The organism is Deinococcus radiodurans R1 = ATCC 13939 = DSM 20539 (assembly GCF_000008565.1).
Classification (GTDB): domain Bacteria; phylum Deinococcota; class Deinococci; order Deinococcales; family Deinococcaceae; genus Deinococcus; species Deinococcus radiodurans.
Window position 1 is genome coordinate 1,494,191 of sequence record NC_001263.1, and the last position, 17,999, is coordinate 1,512,189.

The following is a 17,999-nucleotide window of genomic DNA, read 5'->3' on the forward strand; positions in this document are numbered from 1 at the left end:
TCGGGAACACGTCTGGACCCGGAACAGCATGGAGGACCGCCCCCTTACCGGAGACGGCCCCCCATTCCTGAAACTCAGGCCAGCTCGTCCAGCACTTCCGCAAGCTCCTTTTTCACGCAGGTGTACATCGGGGTGTCCTGCAAGGTGTAGTTGCTCGCCTCGGTGTAGCGCAGGCGGTGCACGAGGTCCACGAATTCCTGCGGGTAATCGGAGTCGAAGCTGACCACGAATTCCTGATCGTCAATGCCATAGGAGTAGCTGGTGTTGATGCGCACGCCCTTGAACGGCTCGGAGGCGTAGATGTGTTCGTCCATCATCCCCTGGCGGGCGTGGGGGGTCAGGTCGTACCACGCGCGGGTCTTGATGAAGGGGTAGATGAACAGGTATTTGCCTTGCCCCGGCAGGATTTCCAGGCCGTGGCCGCTGCCCTGCACGCGGTTGACGTACTGGCTGCGCTTTTGCATGGCGAGGTAGGTGGCGGGCTGGTGCAGGTAGCCCATCATGCGGGTGCGGTTGAGCCGGGCCTGCGCCGCCTGAAAGTCGTTCACGTCGAAGGCGATGCGCCAGAGCATGAAATCCACGTCGTCACGGATGCCGACGAGCGAGTAGCTGCGCAGGATGAGGCCCTGACGCGGCTCGGCGTCGTTGACCCAGTCCTCGACGGCGGCCTGAAACTCGGCCTTGATTTCCTCGCGCTCAGCCTGGGGCAAGCGGCGAAAAGCGGGGTCGAGCTTGTAGAAGGCGTAGCTCAGAAACTGCCGCATGGCGCGGTCGGGTTCTTTTTGCGTGACCTGCCCGCTGGGGTCGAGGTCCACCATCCGCTTGGGGCGGCCTTTGGGCGCGGCGACAGCGGGGCCGGAGGGTTGCACGGGGGCAGCAGGCGTGGACGGGGACTCGGCAGCGGTGGGGGTCACGGGGTGGTCTTCAGGAGTCATTGGCTCCACTGTTTCACTGCACTGGGCGGACATTTTGCCCCGTCTGAACGGTCGGGAAGGTGGGAGCAAGCGACAAAAAGAGGCAGGAGCCGCAGCCCCCGCCTCTCTCCACCACCCATCACCGCTGGGCCATTACCCTTCAGGGCGTCATCTGCGTGATCGCCTTGTTCTTGCCCATGCCGGCCACGATCATGTTCATCACGCGAATCCAGGCGCGCGCCGACGCTTCCACGATGTCGGTGGCGACGCCGGTGCCGTTGAGCTGCGTTTCGCCGTGTCGGACGTGAATGCTGACTTCGCCGAGCGCGTCGTCGCCGCGCGTGACCGACTGAATGCGGTAGCTCTCCAGGGTGGGGCTGATGCCGGTGATCTTGCTGATCGCCTGAAACGCGGCTTCCACCGGGCCGTCGCCGTGCGCGGTGGCGTCCACCGGACCGTCGGGCGTGTGCAGGCGCACGAAGGCCACCGGCATCATATTCATGCCCGAAGTGATCTGGAACCCTTCCAGGCTGAAGGTCTGCGGCACGTCGCTGCGGGCGTCCACCAGCGCGCGGAGGTCCTCGGCGTAGATCTGGCCCTTGCGGTCGGCGAGATCCTTGAAGCGCCCGAACAGGTGCTGCACCTTGTCGTCAGGAATGTCGCCGTAGCCGAGGTCGGTCAGCGCCTTGCGGAAAGCGGCGCGGCCCGAGTGCTTGCCCATGACGAGCACGGCGGCCTCGCGGCCCACGAGTTCGGCATTCATGATCTCGTAGGTTTCGCGCGCCTTGATCACGCCGTCTTGATGAATGCCCGACTCGTGCGCGAAAGCGTTGTCGCCCACGATGGCCTTGTTCGGCTGCACCGGCATTCCGCTCAGGCGACTGACCAGGCGGGAGGCGCGGTAGAGCTCGCGGGTGCGGATGCCCGTTTCATAGCCGTACACGTCGCGCCGGGTGTGGAAAGCCATCACGATTTCTTCCAGGCTGGCATTCCCGGCCCGCTCGCCGATGCCGTTGATGGTGCATTCGATTTGCCGGGCGCCCCCCTCCGCCGCCGCGATGGAGTTGGCGACCGCCATGCCGAGGTCGTCGTGACAGTGGCTCGACAGGATGACGTGCGCGGGCAGTTTGGCCTTCAGGTACGCGAACAGTTTTCGCATTTCCTCGGGCGTGGTATAGCCCACCGTGTCGGGCACGTTGATGGTGGTGGCACCCGCTTCAACTGCCGCCTTGAAAATGCGGCTCAGGAAGTCCCACTCGCTGCGGGTGGCGTCCTCGGCGCTGAATTCCACGTCGTCCACGTACTGCCGGGCGAGGCGCACCGCTTCCACCGCCCGCTCGATGACCGCGTCGGGTTCCAGATTCAGTTTCTTCTGCATGTGAATGGGGCTGGTGGCGATGAAGGTGTGGATGCGCGACTTTTCGGCGGCCTCCACGCCCTTGGCGGCGGCTTCGATGTCGGCCCGGTTCGCCCGCGCCAGCGCCGTGATGACGGGCCCCCGGACCTCGCGGGCGATGCGCGAGACGCCTTCCAAATCACCCGGCGAGGCGATGGGAAAGCCCGCCTCGATCACGTCCACGCCCATGCGGGCGAGCGTGTGGGCGATTTCGAGCTTCTGCGCGTGGTTCAGGGCCACGCCCGGCGACTGCTCGCCGTCCCGCAGGGTGGTGTCAAAAATGCGGATGTGCTGCTGGGGTGCGGTCTGGTTCTCGGTCTGGGTCATGGCCACTCCTTACAAAAAATGTCCCCCGGAAGGTCTGAATCCTCCGGGGGCTGGGATACGGGCTGCGTCCGCCGTCACTCCACCGGAGGAAGGCTAAGAAGAAGCAGGCCGTATGCAGGCATGGCCCAACTGTAAGCGAGGTCGCCAGGGCAGCGCGGCGGGTTGTCTATTTGCCTCACCGCTCTTTCCCAGCCTCAACCTTTTCGTTCCATGAGACGAACGTGAACTGAACTGGCCTGCTGCCTGCGGCGGCGGCGGCCTAAGCTGATTTCAGGTGGCAGGCGCGTCCAGCCTGGAAGTTTGGGCCGTCCCTAGGCCCCTAACCCACATCGACCAGCGTCCCGGTTCAGCCTCCGGCCCACTGATGAAGCTGCCGGACGCGAGTACCCCTGCCGATTTCCTCTTTTCACCCTTTTTCTGCAAGGAGCACACCATGACCCTGAATACCGATCAACTGTCGCGCCGCCTGTCCTGGAGCGGCATCCTCGCCGGTCTGGTGATGGGAGTCGTCACCACCCTCACCATTATCGCCCTGGGCACCGTGATCACGGCGCTGACGGGCCTCACACTGAGCGGCGTGGGCATCGCCGCCGTCATCTGGAGCGCCATCGCCGCTCTGGTCGGGGCCTACGCCGCCGGGCTGACGGCTGTACGGGCGAGTGCTCCCGCCACCCGCAACAGCGACGGCATCGCCGCCATGACGCACGACGACGCCACCCTGACCGGTCTGGTCACGGCGGGCCTGCTGATTCTGGCGAGCACCCTCTTTGCCGTGAACAGCGCGAGCCGCTTGCTCGGCACCGCCACCAACGCAGCGAGCGCCGTGCTCGGCACGACCGCCACCGCCGGGGCCGCTGCGGGCGCCGCCGTCGCGCAGGACCCGCAGGCGCAGAACGTCATCGGCAACATCAGCCAGGACGACATTGAAGCCCTGATCGCCGACAACAGCCCCAACCTGACCCGCGAACAGGTCAGTGCCACCGGCAACGTGGTGGGCGGCATCGTGCGCCGGGCGCAGTACGACCTCGGCGACCAGGACGTGACGACCATCGGCGACTTTGCCAAGGCCCGCACCGACTACATCAAGAAGGCGCTGAGCGGTGAGCAGTTCGTGACCCGCCTGGAGCGCCAGGGCTTGAGCAACGCCGAGGCCCGCGAAGTGCAGACCACCATCAACAACACCGTCAACCGCGTCGAAACCCAGGCCCAGCAGGCCGCCAAAGTGGCCGAGGACAACGCCCGCATTGCCGCGCGCAACACCGGCCTGAGCTGGCTGCTCGCCAGCGGCCTGACCCTGCTCGCCACCGTGATGGGTGCGCGCAGCGCCGCAACCACCCGCCGCGGCGTGGTGACCACCGTCAATACCACCACGACCCGCCGCTAAACCCGGAAACCAGGCACGCCGCCCCACAATGATGTGGGGCGGCGGCTTTTTGCTGTCGGCTCATACGGTTTTAATCCGATTCCCGAACATCCGGAAAGGCGCCGGATGCCCGTCCATCTCCTTAAAACCGTATTTTTTCCATGCGCTCCGCGCAAAATTGCGCCTGGACATGTCCGGGACTCAATTTGAACCCGTATCAGGGACGGGTCGTGCCCTCGTTCGGCTCAGCGGCAGCGTCCGTCACCCGCTGCAGCCGCAGCGAATAGCTCAGCAACTCCTTGCCGAACACGACAGTGCGCAACTGACCGTTCAGTTCACCGTCTTTCAGCTCGCCGCGCAGGTTGCCCCGGTGCTGCTCGCCTTTCTCGAAGAGGGCGGTGTCGAGGGTCAGCGCATCACCCGCCGCCTGATAGCTGCCGCTCAGGGCGTAGGCCTTGCGGCTTTCGAGGTTGGTGAGCACGCCGCTGACCTGCTGCCCGCGCGGCTGCACCGTCAGCACCAGCCGGTAGGGCACGCGCCCGGTCGGCCCGCTGCCGACGCCTTCATACAGGCCGTTAACCTGCTTTTCTAGCGCCGTGAGCGGGGTGATCTTGGCCCCGAGGGTGCAGCCGGTGAGCACAGGCAACGTGAGCAAAAGCGCGGCGCGGCGGGCAAACGGTGACATGCCCTGAAGGTAGATGAGCCTCATGAAGACAGGCTGATCGGCACAGCTCCCATCTCACGATCAGCCGCGCAGTTGCTCGCCGAGCCATACGCCCGCCTCGTCAATCAGTTGTGCGGCGACGGGCGAAAACGCGGTCATGTTGGCGTAACCGTGAATCATGCCGGGGCCGGGGCGGTACTCGGCGTTACGCCAGCGGCCTTGAGAGCTTCGGCGTAAGGCGCCTTCATCGCGCARGGGGTCGAATTCGGCGGTCAGGACCAGGGCCGGCGGCAACCCCGCGAGACTCTCAGCGTTGAGCGGCGAGGCGTGGGGATGCGCGGCGTCTTCCGGGCGAGCAAGGTACATCTGTCCGAAAAAGCGCATCCGCTCGTCAGTGAGGAAATAGCCGCGTCCGTTTTCCTGGCGGCTGGGGTAGCGTTCGGGGTGCTCGAAATCGGCGGCGGGGTAAATGAGAAGCTGCGCCCGCAAAGCCGGGCCGCCCTCGTCACGCGACCGCAGCGCCGTGACGGTGGCGAGGTTGGCCCCCGCGCTGTCGCCCGCCACCGCGAGTCGCCCCGCGTCTGCGCCGAGTTCGGCGGCGTGCGCGGCGGCCCAGACCACACTCGCCAGGGCGTCGTCTACCGGCGCGGGAAAGCGGGCTTCGGGCGCGAGGCGGTAGGCCACGCTCAGCACCGCCGCGCCCGACGTCGCGCACAGCTCGCGGCACAGCGCGTCGTGGGTGTCGAGGTCGTAGACCACGAAGCCGCCACCGTGGAAGAACACCGTCAGCGGCCAGCCGGACGCGGGGGCCTGCCCGGCGGGGTGGTACAGGCGGGCGGGCAGGGAGCCCTCCGCGCCCGCCACGCTCAGGTCACGGACTTCGCCAATAGTCACCGGACGTTTGGGGCTGCGCGCCGCGTTGGCGATCACGCCCGCCCGCAGTTCTTCCAGTCCGGCGGGTTCAGGCGCCTGCGAGAGTTGCAGCAGAAGTTGGTACAGGTTGGGGTCTACGGGCATGGGTTCTCCTAGAAGAAAAAAGTCGGGCCTGACCACTGGCGGCGAGGGGCCACCTGAGATCAGGCCTTGGGGTTCAACTCACGGGTGGGCGGGGCTAGAAAAACGCTTCATGCATCGCGCGCAGCAGTTCGGCGTCCAGCACGTAGAGGGGCACATCGGGCAACACGGCGTCTATGCAGCAGTGCGGGCAGAGCGCGGTCTGCTCATGGTCAGTCCAGGCCTCAATCTCTGACGGAGAGAACAGCCGCAGGCAATAAAAACACCCGCACTGCGCCGAGCGCTTAAGCAAATGCCGATGGAAGCCGCAAAACTGCCAGATGGCCTCCTCGCGCGTGACCGTTCCCTCCGGCATCATTCCTTACGCCCCAGCGTGCTCGCGGTCGTAGTCGCTGAAGGTCTTGCCTTCGTCGGCGAGCTGCTTCAGCACCGGCGCGGGCGTCTGGCCGTATTTTTCGAGGTCGGCGGCGACGTTCTTCAGGCCCTGCTCGCTGGCGTACTGCATCGGGCCGCCACGGTAGGCGGGGAAGCCGTAGCCGTAGATGTAGATGACGTCAATGTCGCTCGCCCGCTGAGCGATGCCCTCTTCCAGAATCTTGGCGCCCTCGTTGACGAGCGAGTAGGCGAGACGCTTGGTGATTTCTTCCTGGCTGATTTCGCGCGACTGCGTGCCCTGCTCGGCGCGGTAGTCCTCGATGAGCTTTTGCACGTCGGCGTTGGGCTTGGGCTTGCGGTCCTCGCCGTAGTCGTAGATGCCGCCCTGCGTCTTCTGGCCCTTGCGCCCGGTCTTGACGATGCGGTCGAGCCAGCCGTCGGGCTCGGGCTCGCCGCGCACCTTGGCCTGGTGCTGGCGGATGGAGTAGCCGATGTCGAGTCCGGCCATGTCGCTCATCTGGAAGGGGCCCATCGGCAGGCCGAGGGCGTTCATGGCGGCGTCCACGTCCTCGGGGCGCGCGCCTTCTTCCACGATCTTGCGGGCTTCGTCACCGTAGCGGTGCACCATGCGGTTACCGACGAAACCGTCACAGACGCCGACGACCACACCGACTTTCTTGATGCGCTTGGCGAGCGCGAGGCTGGTCGCCAGCACGCTGTCGCTGGTCTTGTCCGCGCGGACGATTTCGAGCAGTTTCATCACGTTGGCGGGGCTGAAAAAGTGCAGGCCGATGACCTGTTCGGGGCGGCCCGTCACGCTGGCGATCTCGTTGACGTCGAGCGTGCTGGTGTTGCTCGCCAGAATCGCGCCGGGCTTGGCGATCTTGTCGAGCCGGGTGAAGATGTCCTTCTTCACGTCCATGTTCTCGAAGACAGCCTCGATGATGATGTCGGCGCCCGCGAGGTCTTCCATCTTGAGCGTGGGGGTCAGCAGGCCCATGCGCTTTTCCACGTCGTCCTGGGTCATGCGGCCCTTTTTCGCCGTGTTCTCGTAGTTCTTGCGGATGACGCCGAGGCCGCGGTCGAGCGCTTCCTGGCTGGTTTCCACGATGGTGACGGGAATACCGACGTTGAGGAAGTTCATGGCGATGCCGCCGCCCATGGTGCCGGCGCCGATGATGCCCGCCGACTTGATGTCGGTGGTGGGCGTGTCCTTGCTCAGGCCGCGAATCTTGCCTGCTTCACGCTCGGCGAAGAAGATGTGGCGCAGGCCACGCGACTGCGGGCTGTTGAGCGAATCCACGAAGCGGTCGGCCTCGGCGTCCCAGCCTTCCTGAAAGGGCTTGGTCGCGGCCATTTCCGCGAGGTCCACGATGTGCGAGGGCGAATGCTGGCCGCGGTGGGTCTTTTTCAGGCCTTCGCGGGCAGCGGCAAAGACTTCGGGGCTGCCGCCTTCCACCGAGCGCTCGCTGACGCGGGGCAGTGGGCGGGCGTCGGCGTGGGCGCGGGCAAAGGCCACCGCTCCGGCGAGCAGGTCACCGTCCACGATTTCGTCCACCAGCCCGAGCTCCTTGGCGGCGGGCGCCTTGATGGGGTTGCCCGAGAGCATCATTTCCAGCGCTTTCTGGGCGCCGACCACACGCGGCAAGCGCTGGGTGCCGCCCGCACCGGGAAGCACGCCGAGCTTGACTTCGGGGAGGCCGAGCTGCGCGTCTTTTACCGCCACACGGTAGGTGCAGCCGAGCGCGAGTTCGAGGCCGCCGCCGAGCGCGGTGCCGTGAATAGCCGCGACGGTGGGCTTCTCGAAGGCGTCGAGCTTGGCGACGGTGCCGCGCAGATCAGGGGCCTGCTCGCGCGGAAGGCCGAAGCCCTTGATGTCGGCGCCCGCCACGAAGGTGCGCCCGCCGCCGATGATGACCACGGCCTTGACACTGTCGTCGGCAGCGGCGGCGTCGAGCCCGGCCTTGAGGCCCTCGGGCACGCCGGGGCCGAAGGCGTTCACGGGGGGGTTGTTGATGGTGAGAATGAAAACGTCGCCGTCACGCGACTGGTCCACACGGTTCGGGGTGTCTTGGGTCATGGGGAGAGCCTCCTGTTTGTGGTGTCGGCCCATGCTCCCACGTCCGGCGCGGGAGGTCAACGTGGACGTACAGATTGAACGTGCACGTTCATTTCTTGACCCCCGCGCCCCGGCCTCACTGCGCGGGCGTGTCGCGGCCCAGACGAATGGTGAGTTCGCTGCCGGGCAGGCTCGGCGCGTTGTCGAGCTGCCCGTAGCCGAGGTCGCGCAGCAACGCGGCGGCGGGCGTCGCCGGGCCGGACACGGTGGTTACCGGCCAGGGCTTTTGCTCGTTGGCGGTGCTGACGTTGTGGTAACCGAGCGCTTCGAGTTTGGCCTTCAGGCGCCGGGCGCTGCCGTCGGGGGCGTCGGCGTTGAGCACCAGCACGCGCAAGCCGTGGGGGTCGCCCGGGTCGCGGAACTGCTCGGCGAGCAGCGCGTCGAGCCGGGGCGTGTCCACATTCCACACCGAAGCCGCGCCCACCATGCCGAAGTTGCCGGGCACGGTGAAGGTGCTCACCTGCGGCCCGCGCTGCGCCGCGCCGAGCAGTTCGGCAATCTGGGCGCGGGTCAGGTTGGTCTTGGCGTTGGCGTCCAGAGCGGCGATGACCTTCGGCAGTTTCCAGACGTTGGCGGGGCGACGAATCTCGGCAATCAGCGCGGTCAGGAACTGCTGCTGCCGCCCCACCCGCCCGATATCGCCCATGTTGTCCTTGCGAAAGCGCAGGAAGCCCTCGGCCTGCTCGCCGCTGAGCCGCTGGCGGCCCGGTTGCAGGTCGATGTGCAGGTGCCCGGCGTTGTCGTCGTATTTCATGCGCTGCGGCACGTCAATCGTTACGCCGCCCACCGCCTCGGTCACGGCGCGCAGGGCATTGAGGCTCAGCAGCGCGTAGCCGTCGGGATGCACGCCGGTCAGCGCCTGCACGGTGTTCAGCAGCATGTCGGGGCCGCCGTGCACGTTGGCGCTGTTGATTTTGCCCCAGCCGCCCGACCAGCCGGCAATCGGCACCCAGCTGTCGCGGGGAATACTCAGCAGCTTCACCGTGCCGTCGGGCCGCACCTGCGTGAGCACGATGGTGTCGGTGCGCCCGCTGTAGTCCTCGGGCTGGGCGGGATAAGGCCAGACGGGGGCCTGCTCGTCGTAGTTCACGTCCACGCCCGCCAGCAGCACGTTCAGCGGCTTGTCGCCGTGCCGGGGCAGGGTGCCGTAGTGCGAGAGGGCCGGGAACGCGGGCGAGAGCAGGGCCACCAGACCGGCGAGCACAATCAGAATCAGGGCGAGAACGCGGCGCACACGGGCCAGCATAGCCCCCGGCGCGTGAGGAGCCAACCAACTTTAGGAGGAGACGCGCGGCGGGCGCTAGCTTGAGAGGCACCCGCATTTCACAACGCTATTTCAAGAGTGACACTTTCCAGGAGGTTTCCCATGTCCACCCCCACCGTCCCCGCCACCTTCCGCGCCCTGCGGATGGTCAAAGACGACGCCGGCATCCGCCCCGAGTTTCAGCAGCTCACCTTAGATGACCTCGGCGCGGGCGACACGCTGGTGCGCGTGCAGTGCAGTTCGCTCAACTACAAAGACGGCCTCGCGGTGATGGGCCGCCCCGGTGTGCTGCGGCGTTACCCGATTATTCCCGGCATTGACCTGGCGGGCGAGGTGATTTCGTCGGAGAGCGGCGAGTACCAGCCCGGCGACGGTGTGATTCTGACCGGCTGGGGCATCGGGGAAAAGGTGGACGGCGGCTACAGCGAGTTCGCCCGCGTGCCCGCCGCCTCGCTGGTGCCGCTGCCTGCCGGGACCGACGCGGTGTGGGCGATGAGTGTGGGCACCGCCGGGTTCACGGCCATGCTCGCGGTGATGGCGCTGGAAGACGGCGGCGTCTCCCCCACTGACGGCGAAGTGCTGGTGACCGGCGCGGCGGGCGGCGTGGGCAGCACGGCGGTGCGGCTGCTCGCCGAAGCGGGCTTCAGCGTGACCGCCAGCACGGGCCGCCCGCAGAAAGCGACTACCTGCGCGGTCTAGGGGCGGCGAACATCATCGGACGCGACGAACTCACGCCGAGTCGCCCGCTGGACAAGGAACGCTGGGCGGGCGTGGTGGACACGGTGGGCAGCGGCACCCTCGCCGCCGCGATTGCCGCCACCCGCACCCATGGCGTGGTCGCCGCCTGTGGCAACGCGGGCGGAACCGACCTGCCCACCACCGTCTTTCCCTTCATCCTGCGCGGGGTGACGCTCGCCGGCATCGACTCCAACACCTGCCCCGCCCCGCGCCGCCGCGCCGCCTGGGACCGGCTGGCGCGTGACCTGCCCGCCTCCGCGCTCGCCGACGTGACGCAGCGCCGCCCGCTGAGCGACGTGCCTGAACTCGCCGCGCAGATTCTGGCCGGGCAGGTGCGGGGACGCACGGTGATTGACGTGGCACTGGAAGGCGCTGCACCAGAGGAGGCCGTCAGAGAGCGGTCATGAAGCTGTGACGGGGAGCGTTTATGCTGAAGTGGATGAAAAATCTGCTGCTCCCTTCCCTCGCGCTGACCCTGGCCCTGGCGTCTTGCAGCTCGGCCCCCACGCCCCCCGCCACTGCCGAGCAGACCGACAGCATCACCGGCACGGTGGTCAGCGGTTCCGGCACCGGTAAAGTCATTCTGAAAGATGACGCCCTGGGCCAGCTCTCCGAAGCTCCGGTGGCCGCCGACGGCAGCTTTACCCTCCCCCTGCCTGCTCCCGCGAAGTTCAGCAGCCGCTTGATGACGGCCACCGAAGTCCTGGGCAGCATCGGCTGCACCGGCACTCTGCAATCGAGTGCGCCGGGCGCTAAGGGCTACGGCGTGGTGACGCTGGACCTCACCCGGGGCAACAAGGTAGGCAAAGCCCTCGCCGGGCAGGTGACGAACGGCATGGCCAGCAAGTCCTTCGAGGGCCGCGCTTGGATTTACACCGATCAGGCGACCACTTTGAGCGGCACTGTGGATTGCCAGAAACTGGTCGGCATCGGCATCGCTATCCCCGCCACCGTCAACGTCACCACCCAGGCGGGCTGGAACGTCCTGAAGGTCAGCGGCACGGGCAGCCTGTTCGGTGTGAACGCCAAGGTCGAAAACGGCACCAAGGAGCCCACAACCTGGCGCACCCTCGACGAACTGTAAGCCTCTGGCTTCTCTTTTGTTCCAGCTTCTCTCCTGCTCAGTGCGGGGGAGATTTTTTGCTGTCTGCCCCTGCCATCTCCCCCCTTTCTCCGCCAAAAGGCTGAAGGCAAGGCCGCCCCCGGCACGCTAGCCTGACCCTCATGTGCCTGCCTCTCCACCGACCACCCGCCCGCGTCTCTCGCTGGCGACGGCTGGGGGCAACACTGCTGACCGGGGCGACGCTCGCAGCGACGAACGCGGCGGCCAGCCCCGCGAGCGACCTCTACGCGGCGGCGACCAAAGCGGTGCGCGACAACTACCACGGCTGGTCCACCCAGAACTTCCGCTCGCTGGAGACGCAGTACGCCCGGCAACTCGCCCGCGCCTGTGAGCCGCAGGGCGAGGCGTGCAGCTACGACACGGGCCGCGCGGTGCTGAGCGAACTGCTCGCCGACTTCGGCGACGCCCACACCTACGTGCGTGACCCGGAGGGCGCCGCCCGCTACCGCGAAAGCGAGCAGGAGCGGGTCGTTCCGCGCACCGGCCTGCGCCTCGCGCGGGTGCAGGGCGGGCTGCTCGTCGCCTCGGTCGCGGCGGGCAGCCCCGCCGACCTGCTCGGCGTGCGCCGCTTCGACCTGATTACCCAGGTGAACGGTCAGCCGGTGGGAGGCCCGATTCCGACCGGGCAGGTCGCTCCCGCTGGTGACTTCGGCCCCAACGACTTCGCCCGACTGGAACGCACCGGACAGGCGATTGACCTCACCCTGCGCCGCGCTGGGGAAAGCGAGCAGACGGTGAAAGTGATCGGTTTGCCCATGCCCGCCAGCGACCGCCCGGCACCCGTCTGGGCCGGAGCCGAGGGCCGAGTCGCGGTCATCGACCTGCCGAGTTTTCTCTCGACCGATACTGCCGCCGCGTTTCTGGCGCAGGTGCGGCAGCTTCAGGCCGCCGGGGTCCGCAGCCTGATCGTGGACCTGCGCTTCAACGGCGGCGGCAACCTCCAGCAGTGCGTCGCCGCCGCCAGCATCTTCGGGCCGGTGGTCTACAACGCGAGCTACGCGGTCGGGGGATTTTCCTACAGCGGGCTCGACGGGCGCGAGGGCGCCTACCTCGACACCGTGTTCGCCAGCCCCTCGCGCCGGGTATGGAACGGTCCCGCCGCCGTCCTCATCGGCCCCGACACTGCGTCGTGCGCCGAGGTCTTCGCCTACTACGCCCAGAAAGGCGGCGCCCGGCTGGTGGGTGAAGCGACCAAAGGTGTCGCCAACAGCGGCGTGCTGCTGCGGAATCTGCCCGACGGAGGCCTCATCGCCGTCACAGTCTTTCGCGGCTACGCCAGCGGCGACGTGGCTCTGCCCGCCCGCCTCACCCCCGACGTGCCCGCGCCCCTCGACATTGACCTGCTGACGACCCAGGGGCGCGACACCGGGCTGGAAGCGGCGTTGATCGTCCTGGGGGAAGCGGTCACGTCGCCGCCGACGCTGACGACCTCGCCTTGACGAAGAAAGGCAAAAAGCGGGGGAAGATGAATTTGCATCATCTTCCCCCGAATTTGCTTTCTTCCAGCTCAGGTGCCCGCCAGCAGTCGCCAGATTTCCGGCGACGCCACCCAGCCGTACCACAGGTTAGGCAGCAGCCCCAGCACCACGATGCCGATCAGGCTCAGCGCCACCGCGACGTTGGTCGCCGGGCGCTGGCCGTGGGCGTACTCGCGGGCGGGGGTGCGGTCGGGCATGAACATCAGCATGGCGGGGCGCAGGTAGTACACCAGCGCGGCCACGCTGCTCAGCACGGCGAGAACGCTGATAAGGAGATACCCTGCCTGAAAGGCCACCTGAATCGCCAGATATTTGGCGAAAAAGCCCGCAAAGGGCGGCAGCCCAGCCAGCGAGGCGAGACAAAATGCCAGCGCCACCGCGTAGGCCGGGTGCCGGTAGTACAGGCCGCGCATGTCGTTGATGGTCAGCCCTTCCTCGGTGCGTTGCAGCGCGGCCACAACGGCGAGCGCGCCCACCGTCATCAGGGTGTAGACGAGCAGGTAATAGCCCAGCGCCGCGCCGCCCTGCGCGGTGTCGCCCAGCAAAGTCATAGCCAGGAAGCCGGTGTGCGCCACCGCCGAGTAAGCGAGCAGCCGCTTGAAGTTCTGTTGATAGAGCGCCGCCGCGTTGCCGATGACCAGCGTGAGCGCCACGAGGATTTGCAGCACCGAGTGCCACCCTGGCCCCGCCGCGAGCGCCCCGCCGAAGACCCGCAGCATCCCGGCGAAGGCGGCCACCTTGACCACCGTGCTCAGGAACAGCGACACCAGCGTGGGCGCCCCGCTGTACACGTCGGGCGTCCACTGGTGAAAAGGCACCAGCGCAATCTTGACGCCGAAGCCCGACAGCACCAGCAAGGTGCCGGTCACGAGAATGCCGATGTTCTGCGGGTCGAGCGCGCTCACCTGCTGCGCGATGCCCGCGTAGTTCAGCGTGCCGGTCGCGCCGTACAGGAAGGCTAGCCCGTAGATCAGGATGGCGCTGCCCACCGAGCCGAGCAGGAAATACTTCAGCCCCGCTTCCTGCGAGCGGCGCGAGTCCTGCAGGGTCGCCAGCACGTAGCTCGCCAGGCTCATGATTTCCAGCCCGATCAGCATCACGATCAGGTCGCCGGAAAAGGCGATCAGCAGGCAGCCGGTCACGGCGTACATCAGCAGGGCGTCAAATTCGGCAAAGCTCACGCGGGCGCGGTAGGCCGTGTCCAGCGACACCAGCAGGGTGAGCAGCGCCCCGAGCAGCACCGTGCCCCCCAGCAACAGCGCCGCCGGGTCGGCCCGCAGCGCCCCGGCGAAGGCCGAGCGCGGCACGTCCATCCCCGCCGCCCAGGGCGCTCCGCCCCACAACCAGACGAGGCTGGCACCGGAGGCGAGCACGAAGAGGATATTCAGCGCCGTCAGCGTCCGGCGCGGCAGCCAGAAGCCGCCCAGGGTGGACACGATGGCCCCGACCAGCACCAGCAACACCGGCAGCATGGGGGCGAGACTCACGTCAGGAAGGACCAGATTCATTTATTGCCCCCCTACGAGCGAGAGCGCCGCGCGCACCGCCGGTTGCATCAGGTTGAGCACCGGCGCCGAGTACACCCCGAAAAACAGCGCCGCAAGCAGCGGCAGCCCCAGCACCAGCCACTCGGTGCCGCGCAGGTCGGGCACCCGCACGGCGCCGAGCGGGCGGCCTTCCCAGAAGGTCTTCTGAAACGCGGTGAGCGCGTAGGCGGCGGCGGCAATCGTGGTCAGCCCCGCGATGAAGGTCAGCCAGGGACTCACCTGATAGGCGCCAAGCAGAATGGAGAATTCACCGACAAAGCCCGCCAGCCCCGGCACCGCGATGGAGGCGAACCACAGCGCGAGTGTGAGCCCGCCGAGCGCGCCCGCCTGGTTCATCACGCCGCCGACGCGGGTGTCGAGACTGCCGACGCGCTCCTGCAACATCCCCACCGCCATAAACAGCGCCCCGGTGTAGAGGTTCTGGAAGGCGAGCAGGTACATCGCGCCGATGACCGCCGTTTCGTTCATCGAAAACAGCCCCAGCGCCACGAAACCCATGTGCGAAAGCCCCGCGTAGGCGAGCAGCCGCTTCCAGTTCGTCTGCCCGAAGGCAATCCAGGCGGCGTAGAGCGCGGTGAAGGCCGCCAGCGCCATCAGCACCGGGCGCAGCTCCAGCGAAGCGTCGGGAAAGAGGGTGAGCCCGAAGACGAAAATCCCGTAGCCGCCCACCTTGTAGAGCGTGCCCATCACGTCGGGAATGCCGCTCTCGTGGTTTTGCTCGTGAAAGTCGGGCAGCCAGGCGTGCAGCGGCCACAGCGGCAGCTTGACCGCCATCGCCGCCAGGAAGCCGAGGTACAGCCAGGTCTGCGCGACGCCGCCCACCGGGTGCGCGAGCAGGTCGGGCAGCGCAAAGGTCGGGCTGCCGCCGAGCCACTTGTAGCCGATAAAGCTCAGCAGCATGAAGAGAGAGCCGAGCAGCGTGTACGCCGCGAACTTCACCAGCGCCCGCATCCGGTGCGGGCCACCGTACACCGCCAGCATCAGCAGCGAGGGAATCAGCGCCCACTCGAAAAAGACGTAGAAGAGAATCAGGTCACGCGCCGCGAAGATACCCAGCAGCCCGGTTTCCATCGCCAGCACCATCGCCAGCATCGGCCCCGGATTCGGCACCCGGCGCGCGGCGTACCACACCGCCATCAGGGTCATGAACGCCGTGACGAGCGCGAAGGCCAACCCCACCCCGTTCAGCTCCACGGCGTAGGTCACCCCCAGCGGCGGCACCCAGGGCAGCACACTCAGGCCCTCGCCCCCCAGCCGCCACAGCCACAGCCCGGCGCCCAGCGTCGCGGCGGCGAAAAACCCCGCGACCTCTTCGCGCCACTTCACCGGGGCCACCAGCACCAGCAGCGCCCCCAGCAGCGGCAAATACAGCATCAGATTCGTCATGCAGTGCCTCCGGCGGCAGCGGTCAGAAGAACGGACAAAACAGGCCGCATCACGTGCCCCCCCGGCCAATCATCTTCAGCGCCCAGTACCCGATAATCAGCGCGGTGCCCAGCACCATGCTCAGCGCGTAGGCGCGGACATATCCACTCTGCATCCGGGCAAACAGGGCGCCCGGCGCTCCCGCGTTGCGCGCGACCCCACTCAGCCCGGCGTCCACGCCCCGGTCCACCACGTCCAGCCCCCGCGCGATACCCCGGCTCGGCGCGGCAATCAGGCCGTTGTAGATGTTGTCCAGATACAGCGCCGCCGCACTCACACGCCCCAGCGGGCCGTTTGCCAGCATCCGGTGGCGGTGGTCCAGCCACGCCCAGCCCAGTCCCACCACGCCTGCCACCACCGCCAGCACGGTCAGCAGCCACTCGGCGTTCGCCGGGATGTGATGCAGTTGCTGCGGAATCGCCCGGCCCAGGTAGGTGTCGAAGGCGTGCTTAGGCAGCCCGAGCGAAGGCAGGAACGCCGGAATGTTGAGGAACCCGCCCAGCGTCGCCAGCGCCGCCAGCACGCCGAGCGGGAACCGCATCAGCCCGTCGGCCTCGTGCGGGTGCGCCACCTGGCCCCGGTACTCGCCGCGCCAGACGAGGAAGTACCAGCGGCCCATGTAAAAGGCCGTCAGCAGCGCCACGCCCAGCCCGATGACATACAGCCAGGGGCTCTGCGCCCACGCGGCCGCCAGAATCGCGTCCTTGGAAAAGAAGCCGCTCCAGATGGGAATGCCCGAAATGGCGAGCACGCCCATCAGCGCGGCGACGTGGGTAAACGGCATGAAGCGGCGCATCCCCCCCATCGCCCGCACGTCCTGCTCCTCGTGCAGCGCGTGGATGACGGCCCCGGCGCACAGGAACAGCAGCGCCTTGAAAAAAGCGTGGGTGAGCAGGTGAAACACGCCCGCCGAGTACGCCCCCAGCCCCACCGCCATAAACATGTAGCCGAGCTGCGAGACGGTGGAGTACGCCAGAATCTTCTTGATGTCGTGCTGGTTGAGCGCCGAGAGCGCGCCGTAGAGTGCCGTCAGTCCGCCGACCCAGGCGACCCAGTTGGACGCGACGGGGGCAAGTTCGTACAGAAAGTGGCTGCGGGTCACCAGGTACACGCCCGCCGTCACCATCGTCGCCGCGTGGATGAGCGCCGAGACCGGCGTCGGCCCCGCCATCGCGTCGGGCAGCCAGGTCGTCAGCGGCAACTGGCCCGATTTGCCCACCGCGCCGACGAGCAGGAAGAGGCAGGCGAGTTCGATGGCCGACTGCGCGACGCGGGTGCCCGCCGCTTGCCCCGCGAGTTCGGGAATGCTGAGCGTGCCGTAGAGCTTGTAGAGCAGGAACATCCCCAGCATGAAGCCGAGGTCGCCGATGCGGTTCATGATGAACGCCTTGCGCGCGGCGTTGGAGTTGGCGCGGCCTTCGCTGGTACTCGCGTCCCGCACATCTTTATCAGACGCTTCCGAGTTGCGGCCCGAGTGCCAGAAGCCGATGAGCAGGAAGCTCGCCACGCCCACGCCTTCCCAGCCGACGAACATCAGCGGGTAGGAGTCGGCGAGCACCAGAATCAGCATCATGGAGACGAAGAAGTTCAGGAACGCGAAAAAGCGCGTGAACTTGGCGTCGTGCGCCATGTAGCTCACCGAGTAGACGTGAATCAGAAAACCGATGCCGGTGATAATCAGCGTCATCAGCGACGAGAGGCGGTCCAGATAAAAGCCGACGCTGAGGTTGGCGTTCAGCGCCATGTTCGGCAGCCAGGGCCACAGCGTCTCGTGCGCGGCGGTGTCGCCCTGCCCGAGATACCGCATCACGGCGACGGCAAAGCTCAGCAGCACCATCACCGTCGCCAGCCAGCTGCCCGACTTGCCGGGGAAAGCACGCGGAAACAGCATCAGCAGCGCGAAACCCAGCAGCGGCAGCAGGGGAAGCAGATACAGCGGCATCAGCACTCAGCCCCTCAACTGCGCGAGGTCGTCCACGTTGGTGGTCTCACGTCCCCGGAAAATGGCGACGATGATCGCCAGCCCAATCGCCACCTCGGCGGCGGCCAGCGTCATCACGATAAACACGGCGGTCTGCCCCATCAGGTCGCCCCATGAGCGGGCGAAGGCCACCAGCGCGATGTTGGCGGCGTTGAGCATCAGCTCCACACTCAGGAAAATGAGAATCGCCGTGCGGCGGGTCATCACACCGATGAGGCCGAGCGCGAACAGGACGCCCGACAGCGCGAGGTAATACGAGGTCGGCACCATC

The 17,999-nt window shown here is 67.2% G+C and carries 16 protein-coding genes; 5 read left to right on the plus strand and 11 right to left on the minus strand.

Annotated features, from left to right (window positions below; all coding sequences use genetic code 11):
• Positions 1-74 precede the first annotated feature (74 nt).
• Both DR_RS07585 and DR_RS07590 read right to left on the minus strand, forming a co-directional pair.
• Entirely contained in the window at positions 75-818 is a 744-nt protein-coding gene (locus DR_RS07585; RefSeq protein ID WP_034350767.1) for a chlorite dismutase family protein, read from the minus strand.
• Between the two features lie 256 nt (positions 819-1,074).
• Positions 1,075-2,637 (minus strand): 2-isopropylmalate synthase, encoded by a 1,563-nt coding sequence (locus DR_RS07590; RefSeq protein WP_027480228.1) that lies wholly within the window; start codon positions 2,635-2,637, stop codon positions 1,075-1,077.
• A 433-nt stretch (positions 2,638-3,070) separates the two neighbouring features.
• Between DR_RS07590 and DR_RS07595 the strand changes: the two genes are divergently transcribed.
• Entirely contained in the window at positions 3,071-4,021 is a 951-nt protein-coding gene (locus DR_RS07595; protein WP_010888122.1) for a hypothetical protein, read from the plus strand.
• Between the two features lie 196 nt (positions 4,022-4,217).
• Here the strand turns inward: DR_RS07595 and DR_RS07600 are convergent, their stop codons facing one another.
• From DR_RS07600 to DR_RS07620, 5 genes are all read right to left on the minus strand, one after another.
• Positions 4,218-4,709: a hypothetical protein gene (locus DR_RS07600; RefSeq protein ID WP_010888123.1), complete on the minus strand. Its 492-nt coding sequence runs from the start codon at positions 4,707-4,709 to the stop codon at positions 4,218-4,220.
• A gap of 36 nt (positions 4,710-4,745) precedes the next feature.
• Complete coding sequence (locus DR_RS07605) at positions 4,746-5,681, minus strand: alpha/beta hydrolase (RefSeq protein ID WP_164927971.1); 936 nt, start codon at positions 5,679-5,681, stop codon at positions 4,746-4,748.
• Between the two features lie 94 nt (positions 5,682-5,775).
• Positions 5,776-6,036, minus strand: a complete 261-nt coding sequence (locus DR_RS07610; protein ID WP_227085932.1) for a hypothetical protein — start codon at positions 6,034-6,036, stop codon at positions 5,776-5,778.
• A gap of 3 nt (positions 6,037-6,039) precedes the next feature.
• Positions 6,040-8,133 carry a 3-hydroxyacyl-CoA dehydrogenase NAD-binding domain-containing protein gene (locus tag DR_RS07615; RefSeq protein ID WP_027480226.1) on the minus strand — a complete coding sequence of 698 codons (2,094 nt, stop codon included), beginning with the start codon at positions 8,131-8,133 and terminating at the stop codon, positions 6,040-6,042.
• Between the two features lie 115 nt (positions 8,134-8,248).
• Positions 8,249-9,406, minus strand: a complete 1,158-nt coding sequence (locus DR_RS07620; RefSeq protein WP_027480225.1) for an LCP family protein — start codon at positions 9,404-9,406, stop codon at positions 8,249-8,251.
• Positions 9,407-9,538: 132 nt separating this feature from the next.
• Between DR_RS07620 and DR_RS17140 the strand changes: the two genes are divergently transcribed.
• The 4 genes from DR_RS17140 (at position 9,539) to DR_RS07635 (ending at position 12,736) form a co-directional block, all read left to right on the plus strand.
• Positions 9,539-10,135, plus strand: coding sequence for an alcohol dehydrogenase catalytic domain-containing protein (locus DR_RS17140; RefSeq protein WP_338107122.1), 597 nt, complete (start codon positions 9,539-9,541; stop codon positions 10,133-10,135).
• 71 nt (positions 10,136-10,206) lie between these two features.
• Positions 10,207-10,581 (plus strand): hypothetical protein, encoded by a 375-nt coding sequence (locus DR_RS17145; RefSeq protein WP_338107123.1) that lies wholly within the window; start codon positions 10,207-10,209, stop codon positions 10,579-10,581.
• 32 nt (positions 10,582-10,613) lie between these two features.
• The gene (locus DR_RS07630; RefSeq protein ID WP_162177760.1) at positions 10,614-11,258 is read left to right on the plus strand and encodes a hypothetical protein; all 645 of its coding nucleotides are present in this window, start codon (positions 10,614-10,616) and stop codon (positions 11,256-11,258) included.
• A gap of 140 nt (positions 11,259-11,398) precedes the next feature.
• A complete protein-coding gene (locus tag DR_RS07635; RefSeq protein WP_010888130.1) occupies positions 11,399-12,736 on the plus strand; it encodes a S41 family peptidase in 1,338 nt (445 codons plus the stop codon).
• 68 nt (positions 12,737-12,804) lie between these two features.
• Here the strand turns inward: DR_RS07635 and DR_RS07640 are convergent, their stop codons facing one another.
• Genes DR_RS07640 through nuoK form a run of 4 tightly spaced genes read right to left on the minus strand, consistent with a single transcriptional unit; the run spans position 12,805 to position 17,998 of the window.
• Positions 12,805-14,283: an NADH-quinone oxidoreductase subunit N gene (locus tag DR_RS07640; protein ID WP_010888131.1), complete on the minus strand. Its 1,479-nt coding sequence runs from the start codon at positions 14,281-14,283 to the stop codon at positions 12,805-12,807.
• On the minus strand, positions 14,284-15,708 hold the full coding sequence (locus DR_RS07645) for an NADH-quinone oxidoreductase subunit M (RefSeq protein ID WP_010888132.1): 1,425 nt from the start codon (positions 15,706-15,708) through the stop codon (positions 14,284-14,286).
• Positions 15,709-15,757: 49 nt separating this feature from the next.
• Entirely contained in the window at positions 15,758-17,689 is a 1,932-nt protein-coding gene (gene nuoL / locus DR_RS07650; protein WP_034350758.1) for an NADH-quinone oxidoreductase subunit L, read from the minus strand.
• A 6-nt stretch (positions 17,690-17,695) separates the two neighbouring features.
• On the minus strand, positions 17,696-17,998 hold the full coding sequence (gene nuoK, locus DR_RS07655) for an NADH-quinone oxidoreductase subunit NuoK (protein ID WP_027480224.1): 303 nt from the start codon (positions 17,996-17,998) through the stop codon (positions 17,696-17,698).
• Position 17,999 lies beyond the last annotated feature (1 nt).